This is a genomic window from Streptomyces erythrochromogenes (assembly GCF_036170895.1).
Taxonomy (GTDB): Bacteria; Actinomycetota; Actinomycetes; order Streptomycetales; family Streptomycetaceae; genus Streptomyces; species Streptomyces erythrochromogenes.
Window position 1 is genome coordinate 1,147,721 of the sequence record NZ_CP108036.1, and the last position, 21,295, is coordinate 1,169,015.

Sequence of the window (21,295 nt, forward strand, 5' to 3'; positions counted from 1 at the left end):
AGCTGATGATGGGAACGACGGCACTGACCGCCGCGGGCGTCCTCCTCTGCCTGGTGACGGCCATGCTCCCCGATCCCAAGGCCGAGGTCGGGACCGACGTGGCGGCCCCCGCCGCCACCCAGGCGGAAGCCATGCCCTCGGCCCCGACGAGCCCCGCGCCCCCGACGGACAGCTCGCATGCCGCGGCAACCGCGACCGCGGCCGTCGGTACGGCCACCGCGGCGCCACAGCCTTCGGCGAAGGCAACCCCGCAGGCGGCGTCCAGCACGGCACCGTCGGCAGGCCGCCTCCAGCCCGGGACCACCTACAAGGGCGTCGCCACCGCCTACGCCGCCGGCGACGGCAACGGCGCCTGCCTGTTCGGCCCGAGCGACGACCTCATGATCGCGGCGATGAACACCACCGACTACGAGTCGTCCAGGGCGTGCGGCGCGTACGTGCGCGTCCGCGCCGCGAACGGCGCCTCGATCACGGTCCGGATCACCAACGAATGCCCACTGCCCTGCGCACCCGGACAACTGGACCTCAGCGAACAGGCCTTCGCCAAACTGACCGATCCCAAGCTCGGCCGTATCCCGATCACCTGGAGCCTGCTGAGCCCCCAGACGTCCGGCACGATCTCCGTCCGGTACAAGACCGGTTCCAGCCCCCACTGGTGCGGCATCCAGGTGATCGACCACCGCAATCCGGTCGCACGGCTGGAGGTACGCACCACCAAGGGCTGGCGGAGGCTGCCTCGTACCGACTACAACTACTTCCTCTCCGCCGACGGCAGCGGGTGCGGCGGCGCGATGAGGATCAGCGACATCTACGGAGAGCAGCTGACGGTCGACGGGACCGCGCTGCTGCCGAACGTCGCACAACCGACCCGAGTCCAGTTCGCCCCGCACTGAAACCACGCCGCAGCCGGTGGCGGATCCGGGGTACGGCCGCACTGGAGCGCCCTGGGTCGTACCGGGCGCTGATACGCTGCCGCCCGGATGTTAACGCACACATTTGCAGAAGGGGCGACCGACAGCGTGGTCCTCGATGACGCGTCCGCGGAGTTCCACGACTTCTTCGAACGCCACTACGCCGAACTCGCCCGGTTCGCCCATCTCCTGACGGGCGAGGCGGACGGTGCCGACGATCTGGCCGCGGACGCCCTGATCGCACTGTGGCAGCGCTGGGACCGGCTGCGCCAGGCCGAGTACCCACTCGCCTACGCGCGTGGCGTGGTCGCCAACCTGGCACGGTCACGGATCCGCAGCGCGGTGCGCGAGCGCCGCCGGATCGCCCTGTTCTGGTCCCGCGGCGCTGAGCCGTTGGACGGTCCGGACGTGGCCGCCGTGGTGGACGTGCGTACTGCTCTCGACCGGTTGCCGTTCCGGAAGCGGGCATGCGTGGTCCTGCGGCACGCCTTCGACCTGTCGGAGAAGGACACCGCTCTGGCGCTCGGAATATCGGTCGGTACGGTGAAGAGCCAGACCTCGAAGGGGATGGCCGAACTGGAACGGATGCTGGGCAGCACAGGAGCAGCCGGGGAACTGTTGGCGGGGAGGAGGAGCCGTTGAACGAGGAGCTCACCGGGCGGCTGCGCGCAGCCGCCGAGGCCCACCAGCCCGACCGCGCCCGGATCCTGGCACGCGTGGAACGCGGCATGTCCGGCGCCCCCGCCGGCCCCCGCGAGTCGTCGGGCACGAGGCCCTGGCCCAGGGTCGCGCTCGCCTCCCTCGCCACAGCGGGCATTCTGGCAGTCGGTGGTTTCGCCGTCGCCTCCATCGTCCAGTCCCCGCCGGCCCGGCCGGAGATTCCGGCCACCCCCGCCGCGCCGTCCGCGCCCGGGACTCCCCACCCGACGCCGTCGACGCCCACCACCGGCGGCCCGACCGCGCCGGACCGCTCGCCCTCGACTACGCCCTCGACCAGCCCCAGCCCTGCGGCGTCGGGCGGCGCGGGCTCGACCCGGCCCGGCAGCGCGCACGTCCAGGACGGGCCCCTGTGGTCGGCCGGCTCCTTGGACGCGAGCAGCAACACCTACTGGGCGCAGAGCAACATCACCCTCAAGACCACCCAACCGCTCACCGCACTCACCATGGAACTGCGCATCACGCAGACCGGCGGAGTGCAGAGCACCGGCAGCTGGCGGACGCTGCCCGCCGACGACTTCACCGTCACCGTGCAGCACGAGGACGGAGCAGTGGTCTACCGCTGGACTCTCAAGCCGGGCCGCACGGTCCCGGCCGGACAGCATGTCTTCGCCGGCCAGTACAACCACGCCGCCGGCGAGCGCGAGGCCAAGCACGATGGCTACCGCGTCGACGCCAACGGTCCCCGCGGCGCACTCTCGGTCTGGGGCGGCTTCACCCCGACACGATGAGGCCATGCCCGTAGCCGGGTCGAAGCCACCCACGCACCTGCGCGCCGCCTGCCTCACCCTCGCCGAGCGCTGTGTGGTCCCGCTTCCCTGGCCCGTGGGTGGACGGCGTGGACCGCCGCCCGCCCCTCACTGTCCGGCCGAGCTTCTCGGCCTCTGCATGGCATGGGCACCTTCTACAGGGACTGCGAGCACCCGCAATCCCGCTGGTCGAACCTGCCGAGTTGCGGGAAATACGAGAAATCGGTGACGAGAAGTTCCGCCTCCTCTGCGACCTGATGAGCGGGTGTGGGATGCGGAACGCCGAAGCGGTCGCAGTAAACATCAACAATATCGTTTCCGATAACACATACAGGATAACCGAGCAGGTTAACCAGACAACGAAGGTGTGTGGACGCCTCAAGCATCGGAAACCAGGCGAGTACCGGGATGTGCCGCTTCCTTCACGGATCAGGCAAGAGATCGAAGGCTACGCTCGAAAACACGGCACGATCGACGGCTATCTCCTAAGGGACCCACGGGACCCGTCAAGACCTTTCCAAGCCTACCTGCTTCAAAATCAGTGGCAGAGACTGAAGCGCGAGCACCCTTCCCTCGTTCCGGAAGGAATCGCGCTGTACAGCTTTCGGCATTTCTTTGCATCACAATGCCTCCAGCTTCGCATACCGATCACTGATGTTGCAGACTGGATGGGCCATAAGAGCCTGGACGTGACATTTAAGGTCTACCGGCACCTCATGCCTGGCTCGATTGCACGCGCAGCATCGTCTCTAGATCTCGCCTTGGCCGCATAGGAGCTGCCCAAAATCGCATTAATGGCGGATTCCTACTCCCGCTGCCGAATCGCTCCCAGACTTCCTTCAAATGGTGCGGCCGGTCACCGCGCACTGCCGTGCGCGATGACCGGGCTCGACAGCGTGCGAACGCTGCAGGTGTGATGTCGCGGTCGACCTTGTGGACGGTCACGTATTCCCCAGGCACTGACCCCGCAGTTCCGGCGTGATCGTCGCCGGCCGGGATGCCGGCAGCGACGACCTCGCCGCCTTTCGTATCACCACCCGGGCTGTGGCTCGCCCAGGACCTCGCTGCCGATGTGCGCGGCAGACTGCTGGGCTCTGGTCAGGACCCCTGGGCTGCCACCCCCGTGGACGAGAACAGTGTCATGCACAGTCGACCGATCCAACTGGGCCTGATCGCCGTGGAAAACGATCTGGACTCCGTCGTACTTCGCATCCCGCATCGGTCCGCCTCTGTTTCGTCGGGCCGCAAGCCGTGCCAGTCGATGGCGGCCCTGCCCTGGCGCCGCGGGCACTGGCCGGGACATGCCGCAGTGGTCCGCTGACCTGGCCGAACGTCGACGCTCGAAGCCGGAGTTGTCGGTCTTCTCGTGTAGCGTCTTCGGGAACCTTGGGGGTGGGGATCATGAGTGGTGGCAACGCTGACCTGGAGATGGATCCGGTCGCGGTGGGGAGCATCCAGGACGGTCTGCGGTCCGCGGTCAGGGAGTTGCGTGAGTTCGCGATGGACACCTCGGCCGTGGCGGGTGGCGGCATGAGCCAGCTCACGCTGACGGGTATGGAGGCCGGTCATCCGGCGGTCGCTGCGGCCCTGGAGGGCTTCTGCGAGCGCTGGGATCTGAGCGTGAGCAGTCTCTTCGTCAAGACCAGCGGGCTCGCCGAGCGCCTGGGTATTGCAGCTGGCTCCGTGTGGGAGGAGGACCAGTACCGCAGGGGCACTTTCAAGGTGCTGGTCAACGCCGGTATCGGCAACCCCTACGCGTCGGAGGACGAGGTCGAGAAGAAGTCCATGGACGCGATCCTCTCCGATCACGCGCTCAAGCGGGAGACGCCGGAGCAGGCGCGTCAGGCCAGGGAGGACTTCGACCGTACGTGGGCGGACACCAAGCGCGGCATCCTCAACGAGGGTTTCGGGGGCAGCGTGTTGGAGGAGGTCGCCGAAGCGCAAGGCATGGACCGCGAGACTCTCGACCGCGTCCGCAACCCACAGGGCGCGGACCAGCAGGGTGGCGATCAGGACAGTGATCAGAGCGGGGATCAGGGGGGCAGTTCCTGACGGGCGGCGGCAACTGGCTGGAGAAGGGTGCCGCCTTGACGGGCGACGCCGTCGAGTGGCTCGGTGACAAGAGCGCCGACGTATTGGAGGATGTCGGCTGGCAGGGGGGCGCCAACGCGGTCCGCAACACGGCGAACTCCGCGGCGAACCGTCTGGGCGCCGACGTCGGGGAGGTCGAGCTCGGCCAGAGCGACGATCCCAAGCAGCTGGTCCACGGCAGCGCGAGCAGCCTCCGTGCGACCGCCGGGCACCTGAGTGACTTCCACGCTGCCTTCACCCGTACCGGGGATGGCCTGAAGAAGCTGGGCACGGACGGCATCAAGGGCGCGACGGCCGACGCCTTCCGGGACTCCGTCCAGGAGAAGGCGCCCCGCTGGTTCGCGGCCGCGGCCGCCTTCGAGACGGCGGCCGGCGCGGTCAGCCGCTTCGCCGACACGGTGACGTGGGCGCAGGGGCAGGCGAAGGAAGCGATCGACGAGTACAAGACCGCCGTCAAGCTGTCGGAGAACGCCCACGCCGCCTACGAGACGTGGGTCAAGGACTACGAGTCGGCTGTCAAAGCGCGGCAGGATCCGCTGCCGGCCCGCCCCATGGGTTTCACCGACCCGGGTGCGGACGGCATCAAGGCCGCCCGGCAGAAGCTGGCCGAGGCGCGGCGCCAGCGCGACGACGTGGCCCGCTCGGTGGCGCAGGCGTTGGAGAAGGCCCGGGACGCGGCGCCGAAGGTGTCGGCCGCTGACGCCGCGCTGGTCGAGATCGTCCGCAAGGGCGCAGAGGTCGAACACTTCCTCGGCGGAATCGCCAAGGGTACGGCTGGCCTGGTCAACTTCGGCCGCGGGCTCAGCCCCCAGGACCCGTACAACATCACCCATCCGACCGTGGCCGAGATGGGCCTCAACAGCATGGGGGCCAGTTTCCTCACGACGGCCAACGACCCAGGCGCCGCTGCCAAGGCCATGGCCGACAGCGCGATGCAGGACCCCTTCGAGTTCGGCGGCAAGCTCGTCCCGGAAGCCGCCGGCTCCAAGGGGAGTGGCCTGCTGTCCGGCGCTGCCCGCAGAGCCGCCACAGCTGCCAAACTCCTCGACGACGCAAAGCACCTGGACGGCCACAAGCCGGGCGGCAGCCGCGGGGATCACGAACAGAACCCGGACAGCAACGGCAAGCGGTGCAGCGAGACGGTGTGCAAGAGGGACCCGATCGACATCGCGACCGGCCGCATGCTGCTGCCCGCGACCGACATCGCCCTGCCCGGCGCACTTCCACTCGTCTTCCGGCGCACCTTCGACTCCGCACGACGCTCAGGGCGCTGGTTCGGGCCGACGTGGTCGTCAACGGTGGACCAGCGGCTGGAGATCGATTCCGATGGTGTGATCTTCAGCTGTGACGAGGGCAGTCTCCTCGCCTACCGCCACCCGGCCCCTGGGGCTCCGGTCATGCCCACGCACGGCCGGCAGTGGCCACTGGACCGGGTCCCGGGCGGTTACACCGTCACCGATCCTGACACCGGCAGGGTCTGGCACTTCGCCGACCACAGTGACGAGCTCGCGCTCCTGGCCCAGATCGACGACCGCAACGGCCGCTGGATCGCCTTCGAGCACGACGAGGCGGGTACTCCGAAGGCAATCGTCCACCACGCCGGCTACCACCTGAAACTCACCACGACCGAAGGCCGGGTGACGGCCCTCCACCTCAAGGGGGCTGCGACGGACGGATCCGACCAGGAGATCCTGCGCTACGGCTACACCGATGGCCATCTCACCTCGGTCACCAACTCCTCCGGCCTCCCCCTGAGCTTCGCCTGCGACGAACACGGCCGCATCACCTCGTGGACCGACTCCAACGGAAGCCGCTTCGACTACATCTACGACGATCAGGACCGCTGCACCTACCAATCAGGCACGAACGGACACCTCGAATCCACCTTCACCTGGGACGATATCGATCCCGCAACCGGCCTCCGCATAACCACCCTCACCAGCGGTCTGGGGCACACCGAGCGTCACCTGATCAATGACCGATCACAGGTAGTCGCCGAGATCGACCCCCTGGGCGCGGTCACCCGCTTCGAGTACGACCGCTACAACCGACTGCTGTCACGCACCGATCCGCTGGGCTACGTCAGCCGCTTCGCCTACGACGAGCACGGCCGTATGACGGTGATGGAGCGTCCGGACGGACGGCAGGCGCGGGCCGAGTACGACGACAACGGGATGCCGATACGCCTCGTCGGAACCGACGGGAACGTCACGCGCCAGACCTTCGACGAGCGCGGCAACCGTACCTCGGTGACCGACCCCACGGGCGCGACGACAGAGTTCGCGTACGACGCGGCCGGCTGGCTCACCTCGGTGACGGACCCGCTCGGCGCCACCACCCGGCTCATCCTGGACCGCCGGGGTCTTCCCGTCGAGGTCACCGATCCGTTGGGTGCCACGACCCGCTATGAACACGATGCCTTCGGCCGCACGGTCCGCGTCATCGACCCTCTCAGCGGGGAGACGCGAATGGAGTGGACGGTCGAGGGCCTGCCCTCCCGGCGCACCGCACCCGACGGCACGGTGGAGTCCTGGACGTACGACGGCGAGGGCAACTGCCTCAGCCACACGGACGCGATGGGAGGCACGACCCACTTCGCGTACACGGACTTCGACCTCCTGACGGCCCGCACAGGCCCGGACGGAGTCCGCCACGAGTTCTCCCACGACACCAACCTGCGGCTGACGCACGTGACCAACCCCCAGGGCCTGACCTGGGACTACGCCTACGACGCGGCAGGCCAACTGGTCACGGAGACCGACTTCGACGGCCGGGCGCTGAGCTACGACTACGACCCTTCGGGCCGTCTGACCTCCCGGGCGAACGGCCTGGGCCAGCGCATCGACTTCACGCACAACGCGCTCGGCCAGGTGATCCGCAAAGAGGTCGAAGGCAACGGGGCCACGACCTTCGAATACGACATCTTCGACGAACTCGCGGTGGCCACCGGCCCGGACGCCGAACTGGAACGCCTGCGGGACCGCTACGGCCGCCTGCAGTCCGAGACGGTCAACGGCCGGACGCTGACGTACAGGTATGACGAGCTGGGCCGCCGGGTGGGGAGGACGACGCCTGGCGGTGCGGTCAGCGAATGGTCGTACGACGCCGCGGGACGCAGGACGAAGCTCACCACGTCCGGGCGCGACATCTCCTTCTCCTTCGACGCCCTGGGCCGTGAGGTGGGGCGCACCGTATCGGACTTCGTGGCGCTGACGTCGTCTTTCGACGCGATGAACCGACTGAAGGCTCAGACCATCACCTCCGGGGGCCGCAGCCTCCAGCACCGTGCCTACACCTACGGCGCGGGCGGCGGCCTCCTCGGCATCAGCGACGCACTCTCCGGTGCCCGCGGGTTCGACGTGGACTCGGCCGGCCGCGTCACAGCCGTCCACGCGCACGGATGGACCGAGCGGTATGCGTACGACGACGCCGGAAACCAGACGGAAGCCTCGTGGCCAGCGAACCACCCGTCGCACTCCGCGACGGGTGCGCGCACCTACGAGGGCACTCGCATCGCCAGCGCGGGTGCCGTCCGCTACGAACACGACGGCCAAGGCCGGGTCGTCCTGCGCCAGAGGACCCGGCTGTCCCGGAAGCCCGACACCTGGCGCTACAAGTGGGACGCGGAGGACCGTCTCACCGCGGTGACGACACCGGACGGCACGGTCTGGCGGTACACGTACGACCCCCTGGGCCGACGAATATCCAAGCAGTCCCCTTTCGAAACGGCCTACTTCACCTGGGACGGCACGACCCTCTGCGAGCAGACGACCGCGACCGTCGTCCTGACCTGGGACCACGCGGGCCTGCGCCCCCTGTCCCAGACGGAACGCCGCACGGACACGGACGACGAACGCTTCTTCGCCATCGTCACCGACCTGATCGGCACCCCGACAGAACTCGTAGACGAGTCGGGCGAGCTGGCCTGGCGAACCCGCACCACCCTCTGGGGCACGACGACCTGGAACCGCGATGCCACGGCATACACCCCGCTCCGCTTCCCAGGCCAGCACTTCGACCCCGAATCGGGCCTCCACTACAACTACTTCCGCTACTACGACCCCGAATCGGCCCGCTACCTCAGCCAGGACCCCCTCGGCCTCGGCCCGGCTGACAACCCGGTCACGTACGTCCACAACCCTCACACGTGGAGCGACCCGCTCGGGCTCAGTCCCTGTCCGCCCCGGATCGAGGGTGGAGGCTGGGACCTCCGTGGAGATACAGACCCGCTGAGCATCATCCCCAAGGACGCCGTGCTGGAGCCGTGGAGGGCGATCGAGGGTGGTGTCGAGCACGGCATCAAGTGGAGTTGGAAGGACGATGTCACAGGGCTGACGGTGCGTATGCGCGTCCATGGGCCCGACCTCGGCCCACACGCTGGCCCCAACGCCAGCAGTGGCCCTATCTACCGCATCCAGATCGGGAATCAATTCCAGGACGAGGCGGGTCGGCTCTACCATAGGCAAATCGGAAACCCGAGAAGTGAGAACTTTAATGAGGCGGCGGTCAACGATACTCACATTCCGTGGCCCAGCCACCTTCCGGTACCATATCCGCATTGATCTGGAAAGTAGGAAATGTGAAAAGTGAGGAATATGTCGACTTCCTCCGGGACCTTCTGAGTCTCGACGAAGCGGTGCGCACGGAAGCGAGTAATCGCGTTCAGGACTTCGTGAACTTGCTCTCCGGCACCCAAGCCAGAGTGGTAGGGGACCTGATCGCCATGCTGGCCCCGCGCGAAGAGTCCCGGGTGGCCCTGGAGGCCCTCCTGCACGCGCTGAGCGATCTCGACGGATGCGGGAAGCTCGAAGGTGTCGATCTATCACCACTGGGAGAAATCCCGGAATCCATGATCCACGTGGAACACCGCGTGTACATGGATGCATTCGCCGAGCTCATCGCGGAGACGAGTAACGGCACCTCAGAGTGAGCGTGCACACGCGCTCACCTGAAGGCCGCAGTCGAGTCCGGGGAGACCATCCATTGCAGGTCACCCCTCGATGCAACGGGACCGACATAATTCCCACGGGGGGCACATCGAGGGCATACAGCCCGGACGCTCCTGCCGTCCGGGCCCCTTGCCCTTAGAAACAGGTCCCCCACCATGAACAACGCCCTTACGCGTCTTCTCGAAATCGCTCCGGCGCCGAGCGAGCCTCGCCAGAAGGATTGGGGCGAGGTCGAGCGCAGCCTTGGGGATGAGCTTCCCGCCGACTACAAGGAGCTCATCCACGTCTACGGGGGCAGTAACTGGGACAGCTATCTGTACGTCCTAGAGCCCCGCTGCCCCAACGAAAATTACGACCTCATCGAATGGGCGCAGAACCAGGCCGAAGACCTGGAAGACCTGTGGGAATTCGAGAAGAAGCCGGCGGAACTGGAGGTCGAGGGGGCCCGAGTCATCCCATGGGCGACCACGGACAACGGAGAATGCCTCTACTGGCTTTTCCGGCCAGGCCTTGATCCGGACCAATGGACCGTCATGGTGAACGAGGCACGCGGCGACCGATGGGAACATTTCTCCGCGTCCTGCACACAATTCCTCGCGTCCGCCCTTGACGGAGGGCTGCAGTCGAACATCCTCTCGTCCCTGTTCCCGCGTGCTACACACGAATTTCGCCAGCTCGGTGCGGTATGACGACGCGACGCTCTGCCGGCCCCAAGGCTCGGTGTAGTCGGATGACGTCCGATTGCTGATTATTCTTGCCTGAGTGCTCACTCACTGACCCCTCGCGGCGAGCTGCGCGCACGGATCGGCCTCCGGCTTCCGTCGTGATCGGCCGCGTACGATCCGCTGGTGGCGATCGAGCTTCCAGACGAACTTGTGCAGCTTCAGCGTGCGGCTCATACGGCGCGGAGGGAGGCGACGACCGATGCGTACGGCCCGGAGGGGTGGGAGCCGTGGCTGGACGCCGTCGACGCGGTCCACGTCGCGGTGACCAAGTACGCGAAGGAGAGCGGGCAGTGCCAGCATGAGGTGGAAACGCCGTGAAGACGGCGGCGAACGCGGAGCCCCGCCCGAATGATCAGGCGGAACTTGCCTCGATGAATGCCATCGCCCTGCGCGGGGCGGCGCGACTGGCGCCGAGGGCTGACTCGGCCCGTGGAGGTGTTGGGCAAGATGCCAGGCACACGGGTGCCACGGGCTGCCGAGTTCCTCTTCAATCTCCTGCCGGCATACTCCCCGGGCCAAGAGGTGCATGGCGTACCCGGTCTGCGCATCACCCGGCGTTATCGGACCGCGATTGAGCTGCGCGTCCTTGGCGAGCCCACCCGCCTGCGTCTCACTGGGCTGCCCGCCAGACTGTGGCGCAGCGCCGAAGCGAGAACACTCTCTTGGTGGACCGACCCGAACACAATGCAACTGTGCTGGCGATGCTCCCCACGAGCATGGACCGACGCGGAGAGCGAGCACCACGCCCAGTGGGAAGACGACAACGACCACTTCGTTCAGGTGCAGCAGCGCGGGGCCTGGCTGGCCAGCGGGTTTCTCCGCCGGGCCGCCCTCCTGCACACGGTGGCCAACACTTTCCTCCTCGACGGCTACCGGGGCACCGCCTTCGATGTAACCCGGCTCGTCCTGCGGTCCTCGCATGTCCACGAACAGGGGCCAGGGCCGCACAACATCCTCGCCGCCCTTGCGGACCCCACATTCGGCCTGCCCCTCCATCTCACGAGGTTTCGCGGCGACACTGACGAAAGCTACGGCCGGGACCAGCAGTTCGTGCTCGAAGACCCCGGAAAGACAGCCGTTCTCGACCTTCGGGCAACAGCAGAAGGAGCCCCCTCCCACCTCTCGCCCGAACTCTGGCAGGCCATTCTTCGCCGACTCCCCGATGCGGGATTCAGCAAGCGCCTGTCCCCCAGCGCCCTTGCCAGGCTCTGCAGCCTCGGGACACCCTAGAGATACGCAGCACCAGCGGCCAGATTCACTGGCGTGCATCGGACCACGGACCTGAGCACCAGTAGGCTGTTTGGGTGAAATAGCTATCGGGCCCTGCCGCAGCACGGGCCCGATAGGCCACCTCCTTGTCGGGCTCTTCGCGCGGGGTTAGCGAGCTCCGACCTGCGCCGCACCCACCCGGCGGGGGCGTCGTCGCGATAGGCCAACTCGGCTGGTGTCGCAGTTCACTGCAGTGCACGCATCGACGGCTCCTTCTGTGCCGGTCGCTTGAAAGACCGCGTCCTACACGGCACGAGTGCGTCGCGGTGCTGGCCGCCGTCGGCGAAGCTCTGCACGATCACGAGGTTCGCCGGTGCAGTTCGTACACCGGGTATGGCACTCGCTGCCCGTCGCCGGCGTGAAAATCGGCGGTACCGATGCGGGTGAAGCCCGCTTTGACGAGGCCGCGGCCAGAGGCAGGGTTGTCAGGGTGGTGCATGGCTTCCAGACGCGCCACTGCGGCTTCGGCGAAGATAAATGGGACGAACTGCCGTACGGCGTCGGTGGCATGGCCGCACCCCCAGGTGTCCTCGCGCAGGATGTAGCTGAGGGCGGCGGAACTTTCGCCCTGCCGACGGCATTTAACGAGGCCGATGAGGTCGCCGGCCACGGTGATGCCGAGGCTCCAGTGATCGCGGGGTTCTGCGTGGTCCTGTTCCGCGCTGTGGCGGAGGGCAAGCTGCACGCCCTTTCGGACGTCCAGCCGTGGCCGTTTCCGGCTCTGGAAGCGCTGATCGAGGCATGCCTGGCGCCAGACCCCGCCCAGCGCCCCACCGCCGCCGAGGTGGCCGCATGGTCGAGCTGAGAGGGCTGACCCCCGATGATGCTCCCTTTGTGGCGCGCATCTATCGGAACCCGGTTCCTGGTCATGCGCTAACTCTAGACACCTTGCTGTCACGTGACACGCACTGGTGATGGAGCCTGTGCGTCAGCAACACCTCCATGCGCGTCGAACTCGTCGGGCTTGCCGTGGCATGACTCCGCTCTCAGGCCCCTCGTCTGTGCCGACTGCCGGTCGCTCGCGCGTCCGAACGGTCCGCTGACTCACGCTGGCGCGCTCCCAACCGCACCTGTGAACCGTTCTGACGAGGGGCAAGGGAAGGCACGCCACAGAGCCGCGGACACCCTTACGGCAGTGCCGTTCATCGCACTGCCTCCCGGAAGCCCGCCTCGCCGAGACTGCACGGCGGACGTCGCTGCGACAACCGCTGCAGGGGTTGTCGGCTTCCTACAAGCGGTAGCACCCGGGCGATCAGACTCTCGGTCCGAGCCTAGCGAAGCGCAGCGGGTACCCCGACCGGCACGTAGCCGGGAACAACTTCCAGACAAGCGCGGATCGCCGACGAAGCCGCTTCGACGTCTGTACCTGCACGAAGCCTCACCTGACGCAGCGTCAGGAAAGTCAGCATTGGGTCAGCATTCGTAGACACACACCCACCCACGGACGCCCCCAGAGGGGGAAGGCCCCGCACCATCGAAGGGCAAGCGCGGGGCGCGATCGGAAGCGCCGAGGCTTCAGTAACCGGAAGGTGCCTGACCCGCGCCCCGCGGGCCCGCCTCTCTCCAGTTATCGCAGGTCAGCGCACTCGGCCGCGTGGTTTGAGGTGGGCCGGAGGCAGGTCAGGAGCCGGAAGCGGAGGGCCGTCATACCCCTTCACCTCGCCGAATCTCGTCCCATTCATCCAGTCCTCGCGGGCCTGTGCGATATCCTCATGGGAGCGGCCAATCCAGTTCCAGAACATCACGATCTCCTCCTCGAACGGTTCGCCGCCCAGGAGCATCAGGCCCGCGTCCGAGGCTGCCCGCAGGGGCAGTTCCGTGCGGCCGCAACCGAGGTAGAGCATCGAGCCCGGGAGGACCGGGACGCCGTCGACGTGGGCCTCGCCGGACATCGACAGGACCGCGTACTCGAAGTCCGGGTCGAGCGGGAGCCGGGTCTCGGTGCCCGCCGCCAGGGCCAGGTCCGCGCCCACGATCGGGGTGTACGCCGTGCCGGGCGAGGTCGCCGTGTCCAGGGTGCCGAGGACGACCGTCGCCGTCAGGCCCTGGGCCGTGACCGTCGGGAGGTCCGCGTGGTGCTGGAAGTGCGGTTCCACGTTCCGGTGGGCGTCCGGCAGGGCCACCCACAGCTGGGCACCGTGCAGGAAGCGCGCGTGCGGGCGCGGGCTCTCCTCGGAGTGGCTGATGCCGCGGCCCGAGGTCATCAGGCCCAGCTCGCGCGGCCGGATCGTCTCCAGGCTGCCGACGCTGTCGCGGTGCAGCACCTCGCCCTCGTGGAGCCAGCTGACCGTCTGGAGCCCGGAGTGCGGATGCGGCGCGACCTGCATGCCGGGCTCGTCGGCGATGTCGTCCGGACCGTAGTGGTCGACGAAGCACCAGGCGCCCACCATGCGGCGGCCCAGGTTCGGCAGGAGTCGGCGGACCTCGGTGGACTCCCCGAGCTTGACCGTGCGCGGGCTGAGGAGCTCGCGCACCGGTTCGGCCACGACGAAGCCGCGGCCGCCGCAGGCGGAGAGAGCGGGCTGGCGATCGAGATTGCTCATGGGCACAACCTAGCCCCGAGGCGGCGGCCGTGTTGAGTGGAATGTTCCGGCTGCCAAGCGTGTTGGAGGCAGCGGACGAACCACCTGAACGGCGGAAGGGACGCGATGAACGCGCCGACGGAGTACTACGAGCACGGGACGGCAGCCGAGCGCTGGGCGCGCGCCCAGCTCTTCTTCGACGCGCGGGAGTACGCGACGGCCGCCCGCATCCTGGAGCCGCTGGCCGGCGAGGCCCCCGAGCAGCTGGCTCCGCGACTGTTGCTGGCCCGCGCCTACTACCACTCCGCGCAGCTCTCCCGCGCCGAGCGCGAGCTGCGCGCCGTGCTGGAGCGCTGGCCCGTTGAGGACTACGCCCAGCTCATGCTCGGTCGCACCCTGGAGCGCCTGGGCAGGCCCGACGAGGCCCGCCCCTACCTGCGGATGGCCGCCGCGATGGCCGGCGAGTTCCCCGAGTAGCGGGGGACGCGGGCGGCCCCGGCCCCGTGCGTGCGGGGCCGGGCGGCCGCCTCGGTTAGCCTGGGGGCACGATGAACCGTCTGACCACGCCTTTCGGCTCCTACGAGCTCACCCGCTTCCCCGAGGACCCGCGCGACCGGCTCCGCGCCTGGGACGCCGCCGACGAGTACCTGCTGCGCCACCTCGCCTCCGGTACGGGGGAACGCGGCCCGGTGGACCTGGCCGGCGCCGGGCAGATCACCGTCCTCGGTGACCGCTGGGGAGCGCTGACGACGGCACTGGCCGCGTTCCACCCGACGCAGATCACCGATTCCTACCTCTCCCGGGCGAGCACCGCGGCGAACCTGGACCGGGCCGGGATCGGCACCGCCAAGTCCACGGTGCGGCTCCTGACCACGCAGGACCCGCCGCCCGAGCGGATCGACGTACTCCTCGTACGGGTGCCCAAGAGCCTGGCGCTGCTGGAGGACCAGCTGTACCGGCTGGCGCCGCACGTGCACGCGGGCACCGTCGTCGTGGGCACGGGCATGGTCAAGGAGATCCACACCTCCACCCTGAACCTCTTCGAGAAGATCCTCGGCCCGACCAGGACCTCGCTCGCCGAGAAGAAGGCCCGGCTGATCTTCTGCACGCCCAGCGCCACCGCGACGCGGGGCGACGACCCGTGGCCGGTGACGTACAAGCTGGACCAGGAGGCGGGCTCGGGCGCCGGTCTGACGGCCGTCAACCACGCCGGGATCTTCTGCGCGGACCGGCTCGACGTCGGCACGCGCTTCTTCCTGCAGAGCATCCCGACCAACACGAACGGCGCCCGGGTCGTGGACCTGGGCTGCGGCAACGGCATCGTCGGCACCGCCGTCGCCGTCGCGGACCCGCGAGCGGAAGTCGTCTTCACCGACGAGTCGTACCAGGCCGTCGCCTCGGCGAAGGCCACCTTCCGCGCCAATGTGCACCGCGAGCGCGAGCGTGCCGACTTCCTCGTGGGCGACGGCGTCGCCATGCTGGACCCGGGCTCGGTCGACCTGATCCTGTGCAACCCGCCCTTCCACTCCCACCAGGCCACGACGGACGCGACGGCGCTGCGCATGTTCGCCCAGTCGCGCAAGGCGCTGCGGCCGCACGGCGAGCTGTGGGTCGTCGCCAACCGGCACATGGGCTACCACACCCACCTGCGCCGGCTCTTCGGCAACAGCGAAGTCGTCGCGAGCGAGCCGAAGTTCGTGGTCCTGCGGGCGGTCAAGCAGGATCGTCCACGGCCCATGTGACCTGCCGGTACGTCCTACACTCTGGCGCGTGAGCAGCCAGGTGGAGGACGTAAGCGGTGGTGGGCGCTACCGCCGGGAGGACGTGGCCCGGGCGGCCGGCGTCAAGGTGCGCAACCTGCGCTACTACCAGGAGCGCGGACTGCTCCCGCCGCCGCGCCGGGAGGGCCGGATCGCCTGGTACTCCGACGACCACCTGACCCGGCTGCGGCTGATCAGCGACCTGCTGGGGCGCGGTTACACGGTCAACGGCATCGCGGAACTGCTGAACGCCTGGGAAGAGGGCGGCGGTCTGTCCCAACTGCTGGGCCTGGAGCGGGAGATGACCCGCGACTGGGTGCAGGAGGAGCCGGTGACGATGACCCGGACGGAGCTGCGCGAGCTGTTCGGCCCGACGGCCACCGCCGAGGACACCCGGCGGGCCGCGGAGCTCGGCTACGTCACGGTCGACGGGGACCTGGTCACCTACCCGAGCCGGCGGCTGCTGGAGGCGACGCTGGCGCTGGTGCGGCAGGGAGTGCCGCTGACGGAGATCCTGGACGCCGGGGAGTTCGTACAGGCGCAGGCGGCCGCGCTCGCGGACCGGTTCGTCGGACTGTTCCGGCGGCATGTGATCGGCGCGGAGGGTCTGGAGCTGCTTTCGGCCACCCAGCTCCAGCACATCACGGCGGCGGTGACGGCCCTGCGGCCGGTGGCCGGCGAGGTCGTGGCCACCGAGTTCTCCCGGGCGATGGCCCGGCGGGTGGACGCGGAGGTCGCCGAACTGCTGCGTACGGAGCAGTAGGAGTCGGCTCAAAGGGTGCGCTCGCACAACCTTGCCAACCACCATTGGCACTCTTACATTCAACTCGTCGGTAACAACGGTGCACAGCCGAAATAAGGGACGCTCCCATGACCGGTTCCCCCCATTTATCCGACGATCACAGCGAATCCGGCCGCGTCCGCTGGCGCCGGTTCGCCGTCCTGACCGTCCCCGCCGTCGCGGTGACCGCCGGCCTCGGCATCGCCCTCGCCCAGGGCGCGCTGGCCGCCTCGTTCGCCGTGTCGGGACAGCAGTTCAAGGTGTCGGCGAGCAGCCTGGAGGGCGAGGGATTCGCCCAGTACGGCGGCGTCGACGTCAACGCCCGCGAGGAGCTCATCCCGGTGGCCGTCACCGCCATCCGGGAGGCCAAGCTGCACAACCTCTGCCAGTCCGTGGTCACCACGCTCCCGGTGATCGGGGACATCTCGCTCAACCTCACCGCGGGCAAGAAGACCCCGGTGGAGGCGAGCAACCTCTTCGTCGACGCGACCCAGCTCGCCGGCGACGCCGTCTTCAGCAACATCGAGATCGGGCGCGACGCCTCCACCCTCGACAAGGGGCCGGCCGACGCGCAGGGCATGCAGGACCTCTTCGCCCAGCAGGCCGACACGGTCCGCATCACCGGTCTCCAGCAGACGGCGTGGGCGACGAACGCCGGCACCTTCAAGCTCTCCGGCCTCAGCATGAACGTCAGCAAGGGCAAGAAGGAATGCTTCTGAGCCGCCGTCAGCGGTGGCGCCGGTGGCGGCGCAGCAGGCCCTTCTGGGGCGGGCTGTTCGCGATCCTGGCCGGGGCGTGGATCTGCGTCCTCCCGCTGGCGCCGTTGAAGGTGATGCTCCAGCAGGGCGTGGCGGGGATCCCGTCCGTCCTGATGGGCATCGTGATGGTCGTGCTCGGCCTCACCGCCTGGTTCTCACCGCCCCAGCGCGCTCTCGCGGGTGTCCTCACCACCCTGATCGCCACCGCCGCGCTGGTCCTGTCGAACCTGGGCGGGTTCCTGATCGGCACCCTCCTCGGCATCCTCGGCGGCGGCCTGATGTTCGCCTGGCAGCCGTACGCCGCCCAGCGCGCCGGGGGCGCGGCGCCGACCGCGGATCCGGCCCCGCCCCGGATCGCGTCCCCTCCCCCCACCCCGCACTCCGATCCCCAAGGAGCACAGCCATGAGCCGCACGCGCACCGCGCTCGCCCTCGGGACGGCCGCCGCCGGAGCCATAGCGCTCGCCTCGGTCACCGCCTCCGCCGCTCCCGCGCCCGTGGCCGGGTCGACCACCGTCACCCCGGCCGGCCACGACTTCAAGGCCGTCCTCAGCGGGAAGGCCACCCTCAAGGCCGGTTCGGTGACGGTGACCTGCACGGTCTCCGTCTCCACCGGAACGGTGCCGGCCGCTCCCGGCAACAACAACCCGGCCGGGCCCGTGTCCTCGCCGATCTCGCCGCCGACGTACAGCTCCTGCACCTCCAGCATGCCGGGGGTGACCCCGACGGTCACCACCAGCGGTGCGTGGGCGGTGTCCATGCAGGACGGCTCGCCGATCACCGCCACCATGACCGTTCCGACCGGGGGGCTGGTCCTCAAGACGACCGGGCTCGCCTCCTGTACGGTCACGGCGGCGCCCACGGCCCCGGCGAACGTCGCCGGCACCTGGGCCAACGGCAGCCCGTCGAGCCTGACCTTCACCAACGCCTCCGTACCGGTCAAGGTCACCGGCGGGTTCGGCTGCCCGACGAGCGCGACCGCGTCCGTCTTCAACGCGGTCTACAAGGTCTCCGACGTCACCGACCCGGCGCAGGACATCACCGTCGGCCCCTGATCCGGCCGCCGTACGAAGGCAGGCCCGTCCGGCCCCGAGACGTCCGGGGCCGGGCGGGCCGACTGCCGCCCGGACCCGCCCGGGCGGGGAAATTGCGTTGCCGGACCGTTCGGGCCGCGAGAGGGTCGACGGCATGTCACAGAGCACCGACCCCCCGCAGCAGTCCGCCGCGCGCCCGCTCCGCCGGGACGTCTCCGACCTCTTCTCGGGCGGCCGCCTCACCGCGATCCCGCGCAAGGCCGCCCGCCGGGAGCAGTTGCTCGTCCACCTGGCCGAGACCCTCTTCTCGGTGGAACGCACCTACACGGAGCCCGAGGTGAACGAGGCCCTGCGCACCGTGCACGAGGACTGCTCGGCGCTGCGGCGCCACCTGATCACCTCGGGCCTGCTCACGCGGACCCGCGACGGCCGCAGCTACCGGCGGTCCACGACCACCCTGTAGTGGGTCGTCAGCCGGCCGTCGTCGCCCAGCACGTGGAAGGCGACGGCCGGCGGCTCGTCGAGGTGCACGTGCTCGGAGGACCCGGTGCGCCCCTCCCACGGCAGCCGGAGGGTGGACACGACACCGGGCGCCACCAGGAGCGGCCGGCCGGCGAACGTGGTGGCGGCCGCGGTGTGGGCGTGCCCGCACAGGAACGCCGTCAGGTGCGGGTGCCGATCGACCAGGGCGGCGAGCCGCTCCTCGCCGAACTGGCGGATCTCGTCGACGTACGGGGTGTGCAGCTCGGCCGGCGGGTGGTGGAAGGCGACCAGGACCGGAGTGTCCCGCGGGGTGTCGGCCAGTACACCGTCCAGCCAGGCCAGCGTCGACTCCTCCAGGAAGCCGTGGTGCGCGCCGGGGACGGACGAGTCGCACACGGCGAGCACGAAGCCGTCGCCGCGCAGCACCTGGTCGACGGGCAGCACGGACCCCGTCTCCTCCCCCAGGAGTCCCCGGCTGAAGGCGGCGCGCTCGTCGTGGTTGCCGGGGCAGACGACCAGGGGGTGGCGCGAGCGGAGCAGCTTGGCGGCTTCCGCGTACTCCGCGTCCTCGCCGTGGTCGGCTATGTCCCCGCTCACGAGTACGGCGTCCAGGTCGTGGGGCAGGCCGTCGAGGTACTCCATGACGGCGCGGGTGCGGTCGGCCGCGCGCCGGCCACCGTCGAGGTGGAGGTCGCTGAGGTGTGCGATCACGATCACGTGCGGTGTCTCCTGAATCCCTGGTCGAGAGATGCGGTCGACACGTTCAACGGGGCGGACGGGCCGCGCCGTTCCCCGTCCGCCCCGTCGCGGGACCTCAGCCGGTGGTGCGGCGCGGCCTGGTGCGGCGTACCAGCACCGAGCCGGTTGCCGTGAGCACGAGCGCGCCGCCTGCGAGGGAGGCGACGGCCGTTCCGGTGGAGGCGAGCGCACCGCCGGCGGGGGTGGTGCCCGTACCGCCGACCGTGGTGCCGGTTGCTCCTCCGACCGCGCCGCCGACCGAGCTGCCGGCCGAGCTGCCGGCCGAGCTGCCGGCCGAACCGGACCCGCCGATCGTGGCCGTGGAGCCGTCCGTGCCTGCCGAAGTCGCCGAGCCGCCGGTCGCGGGCGCGGAGCCGCCCGTCGTGGTGTCCGCGGCGGTGACGGTGAGCGTGGCCGGGGCGGTACGGCTCACGCCCGCGTCGTTGGCGAACTCGGCCCGGTAGCGGCGGCCGTTGTCGGCCGGCGCGGCCTTGAAGGAGTACGTGGCGGAGGTCGCGCCCGGCACGGCCTGCCAGGTCCGGCCCGCGTCCGTGCTGACCTGCCAGACGACGGTGGGCGCGGGGGTCCCCTCGGCCTGCGCGGTCAGGGAGGCCTCGGCCCCGGCGGCGACGGTCCGGTCCTCGGGGCTGCGGGTGATCCTGGGGGACGTGGAGCGCTCCAGCCGGGTGATCCGGCCGGCGGCCGGGTCCGACACGAAGACGGTGGCGCCGCCGGGCTGGACGGCGACGGCCGCACTGCCCGACTGGGCGTGGTTTCCAGGGAGCACGACGGCCCCCGCGGCCTCCTTGAGGTCCCGGGTGCGGTGGACGGTGAGCGCGCCGTCGCCGTCGCTGCCCGGCTGTGAGGTGTCCCCCGCGTCCTGCCACACCACGAAGGCCTCGCGGGTGGCGGCGTCGAACCCGGCCGCGCGGGGCATGTCCGCCCCGGCGCCGCCCCTGACGGTGCCGATCGGCTTGCCGGTCGCGTCGTGCACGATGACGGAGGTGTCCAGTGCGACCCACACCGCGCCGGTCTCGGGATCGACCTCGGTGAAGCCTGCGAAGCTTTCTCCCGCCGGAAGCGCGACGGTCGCGGCCACCGTGAAGGAGGCGAGGTCCACGCGGTAAAGGCGGCGGTTTCCGAAGTCGGTGAACCACACCGTGCCGCGCGCCCGGTCGTAGGCGAACCGCTCGCCGCCCTCCAGGGTGAGGGAGCGCTTGACGGCCGCGGTGGCGATGTCGACCTCCGACAGCACGGAGCCCTGCGCCACCAGCACCGTCGAGGGGGCGGGCCCCGGGGCGGCGTCGGTGACCGGCCCGCCCGGCACCCAGACCCCCGCCGCCGCGGCGTCCCCGTCCTTGGCCGTGCCGATGCCGCGCAGCGGGTAGACGAACACGGCCCCGTCGCCGGGCAGGGGCGCGACGAGCTGCCGCACGGCCCGCCGGCCCAGCGTGCCCGTGGGTCCCGGGGCCTGACTGACGGTGCTGCGGACCTTGCCCGTCGGCGGGTTCCAGGACGTGCAGACCGCTCTCGTCGGCCTCCGTGGTCTCGGGCAGGTCGTCCGAACCGACGTACAGCTTCTTCGAGTCGGGGTGCAGGAGCAGGTCGCGGGCCCTGCCGGCGGTGGTGAACTGCGCGGTCGTCCGGTACACGACGGTGCCCTGCGGCACGTCACCGCCCTCACCCCCGGCCGCCGAGACGGGGCTGCCGGCGGCGGCCGAGGCGAGCACGAGCGCGAGCGCCGCGCAGGCGCTGCCGGCGCGGCCGGGGGTGAGGGGGTGTCGGGGTGTCATGGCTTCCTCGTCGACG

The 21,295-nt window shown here is 69.7% G+C and carries 21 protein-coding genes; 17 read left to right on the forward strand and 4 right to left on the reverse strand.

Annotation, left to right across the window (positions count from 1 at the left end):
* Nucleotides 1–5 precede the first annotated feature (5 nt).
* The 10 genes from OHA91_RS05510 to OHA91_RS05555 all read left to right on the forward strand — a co-directional run bounded on the left by OHA91_RS05510 (nucleotide 6) and on the right by OHA91_RS05555 (nucleotide 11,372).
* Nucleotides 6–893 carry an expansin EXLX1 family cellulose-binding protein gene (locus tag OHA91_RS05510; protein WP_051892742.1) on the forward strand — a complete coding sequence of 296 codons (888 nt, stop codon included), beginning with the start codon at nucleotides 6–8 and terminating at the stop codon, nucleotides 891–893.
* A gap of 87 nt (nucleotides 894–980) precedes the next feature.
* The gene (locus tag OHA91_RS05515; protein WP_209441456.1) at nucleotides 981–1,553 is read left to right on the forward strand and encodes a SigE family RNA polymerase sigma factor; all 573 of its coding nucleotides are present in this window, start codon (nucleotides 981–983) and stop codon (nucleotides 1,551–1,553) included.
* Nucleotides 1,550–2,359, forward strand: coding sequence for a hypothetical protein (locus OHA91_RS05520; protein WP_031147292.1), 810 nt, complete (start codon nucleotides 1,550–1,552; stop codon nucleotides 2,357–2,359). The genes OHA91_RS05515 and OHA91_RS05520 overlap by 4 nt, the downstream gene beginning before the upstream one ends.
* A gap of 221 nt (nucleotides 2,360–2,580) precedes the next feature.
* The gene (locus OHA91_RS05525) at nucleotides 2,581–3,150 is read left to right on the forward strand and encodes a tyrosine-type recombinase/integrase (RefSeq protein WP_328738744.1); all 570 of its coding nucleotides are present in this window, start codon (nucleotides 2,581–2,583) and stop codon (nucleotides 3,148–3,150) included.
* Nucleotides 3,151–3,778: 628 nt separating this feature from the next.
* Nucleotides 3,779–4,429: a hypothetical protein gene (locus tag OHA91_RS05530; protein WP_328738745.1), complete on the forward strand. Its 651-nt coding sequence runs from the start codon at nucleotides 3,779–3,781 to the stop codon at nucleotides 4,427–4,429.
* On the forward strand, nucleotides 4,426–9,030 hold the full coding sequence (locus OHA91_RS05535) for a putative T7SS-secreted protein (protein WP_408059229.1): 4,605 nt from the start codon (nucleotides 4,426–4,428) through the stop codon (nucleotides 9,028–9,030). Before OHA91_RS05530 ends, OHA91_RS05535 begins: the two co-directional genes overlap by 4 nt.
* Nucleotides 9,027–9,398 (forward strand): hypothetical protein, encoded by a 372-nt coding sequence (locus OHA91_RS05540; RefSeq protein ID WP_158714718.1) that lies wholly within the window; start codon nucleotides 9,027–9,029, stop codon nucleotides 9,396–9,398. Before OHA91_RS05535 ends, OHA91_RS05540 begins: the two co-directional genes overlap by 4 nt.
* Nucleotides 9,399–9,572: 174 nt before the next feature.
* Nucleotides 9,573–10,106 (forward strand): SMI1/KNR4 family protein, encoded by a 534-nt coding sequence (locus OHA91_RS05545; RefSeq protein WP_328738746.1) that lies wholly within the window; start codon nucleotides 9,573–9,575, stop codon nucleotides 10,104–10,106.
* 159 nt (nucleotides 10,107–10,265) lie between these two features.
* On the forward strand, nucleotides 10,266–10,460 hold the full coding sequence (locus OHA91_RS05550; RefSeq protein ID WP_078959103.1) for a hypothetical protein: 195 nt from the start codon (nucleotides 10,266–10,268) through the stop codon (nucleotides 10,458–10,460).
* A gap of 111 nt (nucleotides 10,461–10,571) precedes the next feature.
* On the forward strand, nucleotides 10,572–11,372 hold the full coding sequence (locus tag OHA91_RS05555) for a hypothetical protein (protein WP_328738747.1): 801 nt from the start codon (nucleotides 10,572–10,574) through the stop codon (nucleotides 11,370–11,372).
* A 337-nt stretch (nucleotides 11,373–11,709) separates the two neighbouring features.
* Here the strand turns inward: OHA91_RS05555 and OHA91_RS05560 are convergent, their stop codons facing one another.
* A complete protein-coding gene (locus OHA91_RS05560; RefSeq protein ID WP_328738748.1) occupies nucleotides 11,710–12,309 on the reverse strand; it encodes a GNAT family N-acetyltransferase in 600 nt (199 codons plus the stop codon).
* A 679-nt stretch (nucleotides 12,310–12,988) separates the two neighbouring features.
* Nucleotides 12,989–13,954 carry a pirin family protein gene (locus tag OHA91_RS05565; RefSeq protein ID WP_328738749.1) on the reverse strand — a complete coding sequence of 322 codons (966 nt, stop codon included), beginning with the start codon at nucleotides 13,952–13,954 and terminating at the stop codon, nucleotides 12,989–12,991.
* A gap of 105 nt (nucleotides 13,955–14,059) precedes the next feature.
* Here OHA91_RS05565 and OHA91_RS05570 point away from each other — a divergent pair, with 105 nt between their 5' ends.
* The 7 genes from OHA91_RS05570 to OHA91_RS05600 all read left to right on the forward strand — a co-directional run bounded on the left by OHA91_RS05570 (nucleotide 14,060) and on the right by OHA91_RS05600 (nucleotide 18,728).
* Entirely contained in the window at nucleotides 14,060–14,410 is a 351-nt protein-coding gene (locus OHA91_RS05570) for a tetratricopeptide repeat protein (protein ID WP_031147274.1), read from the forward strand.
* Between the two features lie 80 nt (nucleotides 14,411–14,490).
* Entirely contained in the window at nucleotides 14,491–15,675 is a 1,185-nt protein-coding gene (locus tag OHA91_RS05575) for a methyltransferase (RefSeq protein ID WP_031147272.1), read from the forward strand.
* Between the two features lie 28 nt (nucleotides 15,676–15,703).
* Nucleotides 15,704–16,456, forward strand: a complete 753-nt coding sequence (locus tag OHA91_RS05580; RefSeq protein ID WP_328738750.1) for a MerR family transcriptional regulator — start codon at nucleotides 15,704–15,706, stop codon at nucleotides 16,454–16,456.
* A gap of 107 nt (nucleotides 16,457–16,563) precedes the next feature.
* Nucleotides 16,564–17,193 carry a DUF6230 family protein gene (locus tag OHA91_RS05585; protein WP_051892738.1) on the forward strand — a complete coding sequence of 210 codons (630 nt, stop codon included), beginning with the start codon at nucleotides 16,564–16,566 and terminating at the stop codon, nucleotides 17,191–17,193.
* Nucleotides 17,184–17,639, forward strand: a complete 456-nt coding sequence (locus OHA91_RS05590; protein ID WP_051892735.1) for a DUF6114 domain-containing protein — start codon at nucleotides 17,184–17,186, stop codon at nucleotides 17,637–17,639. The genes OHA91_RS05585 and OHA91_RS05590 overlap by 10 nt, the downstream gene beginning before the upstream one ends.
* Nucleotides 17,636–18,286: a hypothetical protein gene (locus OHA91_RS05595; protein ID WP_031147264.1), complete on the forward strand. Its 651-nt coding sequence runs from the start codon at nucleotides 17,636–17,638 to the stop codon at nucleotides 18,284–18,286. Before OHA91_RS05590 ends, OHA91_RS05595 begins: the two co-directional genes overlap by 4 nt.
* A 133-nt stretch (nucleotides 18,287–18,419) precedes the next feature.
* Nucleotides 18,420–18,728, forward strand: a complete 309-nt coding sequence (locus OHA91_RS05600; protein ID WP_031147263.1) for a DUF2087 domain-containing protein — start codon at nucleotides 18,420–18,422, stop codon at nucleotides 18,726–18,728.
* On the opposite strand, the gene OHA91_RS05605 is transcribed toward OHA91_RS05600, so the two are convergent.
* Together OHA91_RS05605 and OHA91_RS05610 are read right to left on the reverse strand one after the other, a co-directional pair.
* Entirely contained in the window at nucleotides 18,701–19,465 is a 765-nt protein-coding gene (locus OHA91_RS05605; protein ID WP_328738751.1) for a metallophosphoesterase, read from the reverse strand. The two genes, OHA91_RS05600 and OHA91_RS05605, sit on opposite strands and share 28 nt — an antisense overlap.
* A 97-nt stretch (nucleotides 19,466–19,562) precedes the next feature.
* A complete protein-coding gene (locus OHA91_RS05610; protein ID WP_328738752.1) occupies nucleotides 19,563–20,921 on the reverse strand; it encodes a hypothetical protein in 1,359 nt (452 codons plus the stop codon).
* Nucleotides 20,922–21,295 lie beyond the last annotated feature (374 nt).

Excerpts from the sequence above, each read along its gene's own strand:
- OHA91_RS05565 (WP_328738749.1), bottom strand. The coding sequence starts at position 13,954 with ATGAGCAATCTCGATCGCCAGCCCGCTCTCTCCGCCTGCGGCGGCCGC.
- OHA91_RS05600 (WP_031147263.1), top strand. The coding sequence starts at position 18,420 with ATGTCACAGAGCACCGACCCCCCGCAGCAGTCCGCCGCGCGCCCGCTC.
- OHA91_RS05590 (WP_051892735.1), top strand. The coding sequence starts at position 17,184 with ATGCTTCTGAGCCGCCGTCAGCGGTGGCGCCGGTGGCGGCGCAGCAGG.
- OHA91_RS05515 (WP_209441456.1), top strand. The coding sequence starts at position 981 with ATGTTAACGCACACATTTGCAGAAGGGGCGACCGACAGCGTGGTCCTC.
- OHA91_RS05510 (WP_051892742.1), top strand. The coding sequence starts at position 6 with ATGATGGGAACGACGGCACTGACCGCCGCGGGCGTCCTCCTCTGCCTG.
- OHA91_RS05530 (WP_328738745.1), top strand. The coding sequence starts at position 3,779 with ATGAGTGGTGGCAACGCTGACCTGGAGATGGATCCGGTCGCGGTGGGG.
- OHA91_RS05570 (WP_031147274.1), top strand. The coding sequence starts at position 14,060 with ATGAACGCGCCGACGGAGTACTACGAGCACGGGACGGCAGCCGAGCGC.
- OHA91_RS05545 (WP_328738746.1), top strand. The coding sequence starts at position 9,573 with ATGAACAACGCCCTTACGCGTCTTCTCGAAATCGCTCCGGCGCCGAGC.
- OHA91_RS05595 (WP_031147264.1), top strand. The coding sequence starts at position 17,636 with ATGAGCCGCACGCGCACCGCGCTCGCCCTCGGGACGGCCGCCGCCGGA.
- OHA91_RS05585 (WP_051892738.1), top strand. The coding sequence starts at position 16,564 with ATGACCGGTTCCCCCCATTTATCCGACGATCACAGCGAATCCGGCCGC.